This window comes from Kitasatospora sp. NPDC004240 (genome assembly GCF_053603215.1).
Map to the genome: position 1 here is coordinate 1 of NZ_JBSGFD010000281.1, position 8313 is coordinate 8313.

Genomic DNA, 8313 nt, shown 5'->3' on the forward strand with positions numbered 1-8313 from the left:
GGCCCGAAGGCGGCCTCCGCCTCGGCGGCGAGCGTCGCGTCGAGGCGGGCGGCGACGTCCTGGGGCATCGGGGGCGTCTCGGCCGCGCCGAGCAGGGCCCGCACCTCGCCGAGGGCGTCGGTGGTCCCGCGGCAGTCCGCGCAGCCGGCCAGGTGCCGCTGGAGGGCGTCGGCGGTGGCCGCGTCCTCCACCAGGCCTTCGGCGAGGTCGGCGAGTTCGTCGACGTCGGGGTGCGATCCGGCGGGGAAGGAGGGGGAGAGGGATGCCGTCATCGTGCGCTCGCGTCTCCTTCCAGAATCGGCCGGGCGGTGTCCTGGTCCGTCCCTGTGACGGTACGCGGCCCCGGTGGGTTCCCCCGGGGTGGCGCGGCCGCGGGCCGGCCGGCGGATGTTTCACGTGAAACGTCGTCGCGCGGACCGCCACCCCGAACGGCTCCGCCCCGGACGCCGTCGCCCGGCGCCCCGCCGTCCGGGGCGGGCCCGTCCTCGCGCAGGTGCCGGACCAGCGGCAGCAGCCGGGCCCGGCCGCGGGCGCAGCGGCTCTTCACCGTGCCGACCGGCACCCCGAGCAGTTCGGCGGCCTCGGCGACCGGGTAGCCCTGCATGTCGACCAGGACCAGCGCGGCCCGCTGCTCGGCGGGCAGCTCGGCGAGGGCGGCGGTCAGCTCCCGGGTGAGCTCGGCGCGGACCACCGGCCGGTCGGCCGGCTCGGCGCTGCCCAGCAGGGCGTCCAGGCGCCGGGGGTCGTCGTCGAGCGGTCCGGTGCGCCGGGTGGCGGTGCGGCGGGCGCGGTCCAGGCAGGCGTTGACCACGATCCGGTGCAGCCAGGTGGTGACCGCCGAGCGGCCCTGGAAGGAGTGGGCGCCCCGGAAGGCGGAGACCATGGCGTCCTGGAGGGCGTCGGCGGCCTCCTCGCGGTCGCCCAGGGTGCGCAGGGCGACCGCCCAGAGCCGGTCCCGGTGGCGGTCGACGAGCAGGCCGAAGGCCTCCCGGTCACCGGCGACGTGCCGGGCCAGCAGAGCGGCGTCCTCGGCCGCCCCGGGAGGCGTCGGCGGCCCGGGCGCCCCGGCGGGCCCGGCCGGGCCGGGCTGTTCCTGTGCCACGTGCGGCCGGCCGGTCAGCCCGCGACCTTGACCTCGGCGATGGCACCCCGGTACTTGGAGTCCGTGGGGTCCTTCGGCAGGGAGGTCAGCCAGATCAGCAGGTAGCGGGTGGTCTTCGGGGCGTCGAGGGTGAAGTTCACCGTGCTGCCGCTGGCCTTGTCGAGCACGGTGAAGGAGTTGGGCTGGGCCTGGGCCGGGTTGGCGGCCACCTGGGCGTTCGGCATCCGCAGCTCGGCCGTGGTGGCGCCGATGAACTGGACGTTCACCGTGCTGACCGACTGCACGCTGCCGAGGTCGATGAGCAGTCCGGTGCCCGCCTTGAAGCCGCCGGGGGCGAGCTGTTCGTCGTAGCCGTAGGTGCTCCAGGCGGTGCCGGCGTCGCCGTCGTAGACGGTCTTGAGGAGGTGCGTGGACGGCGAGTTGCCGCCGGGGTTGTAGGAGATCGCGGCCTCGACCGGGATCGGCACCGGGGTGCGGGTGACGGCCTGGACGGTCGGCACCGGGGTGATCTCCGGCTGGGAGACGGGGGTCTGCTGCTCGTTGTTGCGCAGCTGGTCGACCAGCTGCCAGGAGGCCACCCCGATCGCGCCGAGGGCGATCGTCCAGGCGGTGAGCTTGGCGGCCTGGCGCAGCGCCCGGCCGCGGCGCCGCACCGGCTGGACCGGGGCGGGGGCGGGGACGGTGCCGGGGGTGGCGATCACCCGGGTGGGGGTGGGCGCGGTGGGCAGCGAGTGGTGCCGGGGCGGGGCGGTGAAGGCGGGCAGCTCGGGCTCGGGCTGGCGGATGCGGGGCATCAGCGCGATGGCCCTGGCGAGCTGCTCGGGCGTGGTGATCGGCTCGGCGTGGTGCGGCGGGCGGTCGAACAGGGCGCGGGCGGCCAGCTCGGACAGGCCCTTGTGGACGTCGGCGCGGACCTGGTCCGGCGCGACCTCGCGGAGGTCCTTGGGCAGGCCACGGAGGTCGTAGCGGTCCTCCGGGAAGGGCCAGCGGTGGGTGAGCGCGGCGAACAGCAGTGCGCCGATGGCACGGGTGTCGGCGCGCTCGGCGTCGTCGGTGTCGCCCTCGGCGGGCAGCCCGCGCAGCGCGGCGTCCACCGCGATGCCGTTGATCCGGTACTGGCCGCTGTCGGTGCGCAGCACGCAGCGCGGGGTGAGCCGCAGGTGGGCCTGGCCGCGCTTGTGGGCGGCCGCGACGGCGTCGGTGACCTGGCGGACCATCTGGTACGCCTCGTGCGGCTCCATGGGGCCGTCGGCGAGCAGCTTGGCGAGGTCGGAGGCGTGCGGCAGCCACTCCCGGACCACGTAGACGAGTTCGCCCACCTGGACGGCGTCCAGCACCTGCACGAAGCGGGGGTCGCCGAGCAGGGCCGCGGACTTGGCGGCGGCCAGGACGGCGCGGGCGCGCTGGTGGCCGGCCGCCATGAGGTGGATGCCGACGGCGCGGCGCAGCTTCTCGTCGACGGCCCGCCAGCTGCTGAAGGTCTCGGTCTGGGAGATGCACTCTTCCAGCAGGTACCGGTTGCCGATCTTGTCGCCGCTGTGCCGCAGCGGGGCGGGGAGGGTGCGGGGCAGGGTGCCGGTGTCGCGGGTGTCGATCGTGGGTTCGGGCGACCCGTCGGGGCGCCCGGTGGACTTCCCGCGCTCGGCGGGGCCGTCCTTCGCCGCGGCCTTGCGGGCGCCGCCGGCGCGCAGCTCGGCGGCGATCTCGGCGGCGGAGAGCGGCGCGGTGATTTCGGAGGTCTCCTCGCCGGCGGACGGTCCGGTGTCCTCGTCCGCGAGTTCGGCGGCCTCGTCCGTGAGCTCGTCGATCGCCGCGGCCAGTGCGGCCTCGTCCGCCGAACCGTCAGCTGCCGACGTGTCGACGACCGCCTTGGTGCCATCAGCCACCGTGGTCCTGCCTCCCCTTGTGTCGCCCCGGCCTGAGAGAGTCGCTGGAGCGCGGGCCTCGGAGGGCGTCGCACTCACAGGACAATTGTGCCCACTCTTCTCCACCGGGTACGACCGCTGAGGGGTCCTCGTGGTTGCGTGAAGGTGGAGAGATGTGGTGCAGATCCGGCGCCGGGCCGCGATCGGGGGCCCCCGGGAGTCCGGGGGAGCCGACGGCGGCCCGGCGCCCGCCGCGTGACGCGGCGGAAGGTCCGGTACGTCCGGTTGACGCCCGGTCAGGGCGTCCACCGGCGCTACCGGTCGGTACGGCGGTTCAGCGGCCCAGTCGGCCGCGCACCATTCCCAGCATGGCGTTGAGTTCCTCGATCCGCAGCCGCTTCGCGATGACCGTGAACACGGCCAGCTGGACGCCGCCCGCGAGGACCACGGCCAGCACGCTGCCGATCCAGCCGCCGATCGCCGAGCCGATCAGCAGGCTCAGGCCCAGACCGACCGCCGCGGCCGGCACGCTCGCGGTGATCAGCCGGGTGTAGGTCTTGCCGATCCGCTTGGTGTCCAGCCCGCCGATCCGCTTCTTGAGCTTGGGCACGGCCACCGTCACGCCGATCGCGTAGGCCACGCCGTAGCCGAAGGCGATCCCGGTGACCACCCATTCGGCGGGCAGCACCGCCCAGCAGAGCAGCGAGAAGCCGGCCTGGCAGGCGGCCACCCAGACGGTGTTGGAGAACGGCGTCCGGGTGTCCTCGTAGGCGTAGAAGCCGCGCAGCATCACGTACTGCGCCGAGTACGGGATCAGGCCGAGGGCGAAGGCCGAGAGCATCAGGCCGGCGCCGGTGGCGGCGTCCAGCACGGTCTCGTTGCCGCCCACGGCGTAGATCGAGCGGCTGATCGCCGGGCCGAGCGAGAGGAACAGGAAGGCGGCCGGGACGACGGCGACGGCGGTGGTGCGCAGACCGTAGGAGAGGTCGTCGCGTACCGAGCCGGCGTCCTCGTCGGCGGCGGCCCGGGAGAGCCGGGGGAGCACCGCGCTCATGATCGAGACGGTGATCACGGCCTGCGGGAGCTGCCAGATCAGCAGGGCGTTGGAGAAGGCGGCGAGGCCGACGCCGGTGTGGCCGTCGGTCTCGGCGGTCTTGCCGGCCCAGGTGGCCAGCTGGGTGATCACCAGGTAGCCGGCCTGGTTGGCGAGGACGAAGAAGAACGTCCACTTGGCCAGCCGGGCGGCCTTGCCGAGGCCGTGCCCGCGCCAGTCGAAGCGCGGCCGGTAGGAGAAGCCGGCGGCCCGCAGGTACGGGATCATCGCCAGCGCCTGCACGGCGAGGCCGATCAGGGTGCCGAGGCCGAGCAGCCGGACGCCCTCGGGGGAGATCGTCCCGGGCGTGACCTCGGTGGTCCCGAAGCCGCCGTACACCCAGATGTAGGCGGAGAAGGTGAAGATCACGACGATGTTGTTGAGGACCGGGGTCCACATCATCGCGCCGAAGCGGCCGCGGGCGTTGAGGATCTGGCCCATCACCACGTGCACGCCCATGAAGAAGATGGTCGGCAGGCAGTAGCGGGCCAGCGCCACGGTGGTGTCGGCGTTGGCCGGGTCCACCATCAGCGGGTGGGCGATCAGCTGGGCCAGCACCGGTGCGCCGAGCACGGCCAGGAAGACCACGCCGGCCAGGCCGACCATCACCAGGGTGAGCAGCCGGTTGGCGTAGGCGGCGCCGCCGTCCGCGTCGTTCTTCATGCTGCGGACCAGCTGCGGCACGAAGACCGCGTTCAGCGCGCCGCCGCCGATCAGGATGTACAGCAGGGTCGGCAGGGTGTTCGCCGCGTTGTACGAGTCACCCATCACGCCCATGCCGATCGCGGTCGCGATCACCATGGTGCGCAGGAAGCCGGTGCCCCGGGAGACCAGGGTGCCGGCCGCCATGATCGCGCTGGAGTTCAGCAGGCCGGCGACCTTGCCGCCGCCACCGGAGGGGGCGGGCGGCGCGGTGCCCGCGCGCTCCTCGGCGACGATCTCCTCCAGCGGCTCCACCGCGGGCGGCACCTGGACCGCGGCCACCTGCATGGTGGCCTCCTCCTCGGAGAGCGGCGGGTCGAACTCGATCGGCGGCACGAACGGGCGCTGCCCCCCGTGCTCGTACGGGCGCTGCGGCCCGCCGGAGGCCTGCGCGCCCGGCAGCGGCCCGGCGGGCCCGCCCTGCGGGTGGCCCAGGGGGTGCTGCGGATGCCCCTGCGGCGCCTGGCCGGGCTGGGCCTGGCCGGGCTGGGCGGGACCCGGCTGGGCCGGGGCCTGCGGCCGGGGCGCCTCGGCGCGGGCGCCGCCGAGCAGCGCGTCCACCCCGACGTACTCGGTGGTCTCGGTGTCCCAGGCGGAGTGCGCGGGCCCCGGCTGCCAGGACCGGTCGCCGCCCCACTCGGCGCCGGCCGCGGCGGGCGCGGGCTGTTCCCAGGACGGCGTCTCCTGCCGGGGTGGGCGCGCGGCCTCGTCCCAGGCCTGCTGCGCCGGGGTGTCCCAGCCCGGCTGCACCGGCGGGACGGGCGGCGAGAAGGTCGCCGGCGGCACCGGCGTCGGGATGTCACCCCCCTGCGGCGGCACCTGCGGCGGCACGTCGTACGCGGCGGCCGGCTGCTGCGGCGCGGCCGGTCCGGCGGCGCGTAGGCCGTACGGGTCCTGGCCGTCCCGGGGCCCCTGGTACGCGTCGGCCGCGTAGGGGTCCTGGGCGTAGGTGTCGGCGACGTACCAGTCGCCGGACGGCGACTCGGCGCCCGGCCGGCCCTCGCCGCGTCCCGGCGGCCGCTCCTCGCTGCGCCCGGTCATGTCACCTCTTCGCTGTCGTGGGGGAGACCGCCCTGACGTCGGGCGGGAACGCTGTCAAGGACCAACCTTCTCACCACCGGTGGCCCGATCCCGGCCATCGGCGGCCCTGTCGCGGGGTGTCCCCGCAGGTCCCGCGCGTCCGGGGCGCTCCCCGGCGCCGGCGCCGTCCGGCCGGTTCCCGCCGTCGGGGGAGGCGTCATCCCCGGGACCGGGACCGGGACCGGGACCGGCGTCGGTGCCGGCGCCAGCGTCGTCGGCGGCGGTGTCCGGGCCGTCCGGGGCGTCCTCCTCCAGGACGAGCGGCGCGTCCGGGTCCTCCCGCTCGCCGCCCACCCGCTTGCGCTGGCGGTAGAAGCGCAGCGCCGCCAGCAGGATCAGCACCAGCCCGCCGCCGAAGACGTACAGCACGCCGTTGGTGACCGAGGTGACCTCGACGGTGAACCGGACCGGCTCGCCGTACGCCCGCGCGTCGGGGCCGGTGGTCCACAGCTGGGCGATCATGGTGACCGGCCCGTTGTTGTGGGCCTCCGCGGGGAAGCGCAGCGTGACGCTCTGCGAGGCGGGCAGCACGATCGGCTCGGCCGGGCCGACCCGGAGCCGGTTCGGCTGGACCGAGGTGAGCCGCAGTTCGAGGTTGGTGACCGTCTGGGTGAGGTCGTTGCGGACGCTCACCTGCAGGATGCCGGAGTCACCGGGGAAGGTGATCTCGCGCTTGCTCGGCACCTTCACCGCGGTGACCAGCCCGTCCAGGTACTTCGCGACACCCTGGCGGTAGGCGTCCCCGGCCGGGGCCTGGGTGCGCCACTCGGTCGACATCGAGCGGATCATCGCCGCGCTGAACGGCCCGCGCACCCGCTGCGGCAGGGTCAGCACCCGCATCAACTTGTCCAGGTCGTACTGGATCTGGTGGGTGCCGCTCAGCGCCGAGGCCGGCAGCTCGGAGGCGCGCGCCTGGGCCGGGTAGTCGGTGGCCGGGGGCACCCAGCCGTTGGCCCGCGGATCGGCCGGCAGCTGCGCCACGGCGTCCAGCCGGACCTGCTCCAGCCACTTGCCCGCCTGGGCGTCCTGCAGCGACTTGGCCAGCACCTTGGCGGTGTCGACGGTCAGCTCGCGGGGCGGCATCACCAGCAGGCCGCGCTGGTTGTGCGGCTCCTGCCGGGAGATGACGAAGGTCTCGGCGAGGAAGCGCTGCTCCGCCAGGGTCCGCGCCTGGGCGGTGTTGAGGTCGGTCTCGAACAGCGCGGAGACGGTCGGGTCGGCGACCACCGCGTTCTGCCCGTTGCCGATCGGCCGCGCCGCGCTGGGCGTGTACTTCAGGCCGTCCGACTCCGGCAGGCTGGCCCCGCCGGTCAGCACCAGTCCGGACCCGCCGCGCTTGGCGATCGCGGCGATCTGCTGGTCCAGGAAGCCCTGGTACGGCCAGGCCACGTCGGAGCGGGTGTCCACCGACAGCCGGCCCTCCACCGTGAGGCGGCCCGCCGTGCCGGCCTTGAGCAGCGCGGAGTCCATCCCGGCCAGGTCGGCCCCGTTGTGCGCGATCGAGGCGAGGTCGGGGTCGCCGTACGGCAGGGCCACCACCTCGACGCCGGCCTTGGCCACCGCGGTCCGCAGCTTCTCCAGCCAGGCGGTCGCGGCCGCCGAGCCGACGCCCGGGACGGTGTTGTCGTCCTTGGCCGGCAGGCCCTCGGTGCCGGGCCTCTGCACCCGGTAGGGCTTGGTCATGGCGAACGCGGTGTCCAGCAGGTCCGGGTCGACCACCCAGGTCAGCCCCGGCAGCTTCGCGCCGATGTCCACCAGCTCGTACAGCCGGCCGCCGGGGGAGAACTCCCCGGCCAGGCTGTCGTCGCGCAGCACCGGCAGGCCCTCGCCGTTGTCGGAGAGCGTCTGGGCGGCGAGCACCGGCGCGTGCACCAGCGGCCAGAGGGTGGCCGTCTTCAGCGGCTGCGCCTCACCCGGCGTCGGGTTGTACGCCAGGAAGGTCCGGGCGATGCCCAGGGACCGCTCGCGCTGGTTGTCCGCGGTGGCGCCCCAGACGTCGACGGCGAGCTCGAACACGCCCTCCTTGCCGTTCAGCCCGAGGTCGTTGACCGCGACGCCGAGGGTGAACTCCTGCGTCTGGCCGGGGGCGAGCTCGCCGATCGCGTGCTGCGGGCTCTCCAGGTCGTAGCCGTCCGCGGGGAGCGGGTTGCCGCGGGCGGCCACCGAGGACAGGTCGCTGCGGTTGGTGAGCGGACGGTTCCCGGCGGGCTGGCGGACCGCCGCGTGGGCGCCCTTGAGCACCGTCCGGCCGCCGTTGGTGACGTGGCCGGTGATGGTCACCACGCCGTTCTGGGTGGCCACCGGCGGGTCCTCCGGCTTGGCGCCGGTGGTCACGCTCTCGATGGTCATCACCACCGGGTAGTCCGCCGAGGCCCCGGACCCGGCCGGCTGGGCGGCGGCCCCCTGCGGCGCCGCGGCCAGCAGGGCCGCCGCGGCCCGCGCTGTTCGCCGGTGACCTGCTCCGGATGTAC

Annotated in this window: 4 protein-coding genes and 1 pseudogene; all 5 read right to left on the bottom strand. The window is 75.1% G+C overall.

All coding sequences use genetic code 11. The features are described from left to right. A pseudogene (locus tag ACWEQL_RS38885) lies at positions 1-272 on the bottom strand (hypothetical protein); the annotation flags it as partial. Then, positions 269-1018: an RNA polymerase sigma factor SigM gene (gene sigM / locus ACWEQL_RS38890; protein WP_452155742.1), complete on the bottom strand. Its 750-nt coding sequence runs from the start codon at positions 1016-1018 to the stop codon at positions 269-271. The gene sigM and the pseudogene ACWEQL_RS38885, both read right to left, overlap by 4 nt. Before the next feature lie 98 nt (positions 1019-1116). Beyond that, positions 1117-2988 (bottom strand): serine/threonine protein kinase, encoded by a 1872-nt coding sequence (locus ACWEQL_RS38895; protein WP_452155735.1) that lies wholly within the window; start codon positions 2986-2988, stop codon positions 1117-1119. A gap of 313 nt (positions 2989-3301) precedes the next feature. Beyond that, positions 3302-5803 carry a murein biosynthesis integral membrane protein MurJ gene (gene murJ / locus ACWEQL_RS38900; RefSeq protein WP_452155737.1) on the bottom strand — a complete coding sequence of 834 codons (2502 nt, stop codon included), beginning with the start codon at positions 5801-5803 and terminating at the stop codon, positions 3302-3304. Positions 5804-5857: 54 nt separating this feature from the next. Then, positions 5858-8313, bottom strand: a 2456-nt coding sequence (locus ACWEQL_RS38905; RefSeq protein WP_452155739.1) for a DUF6049 family protein, incomplete at its 5' end; no start/stop codon positions are given.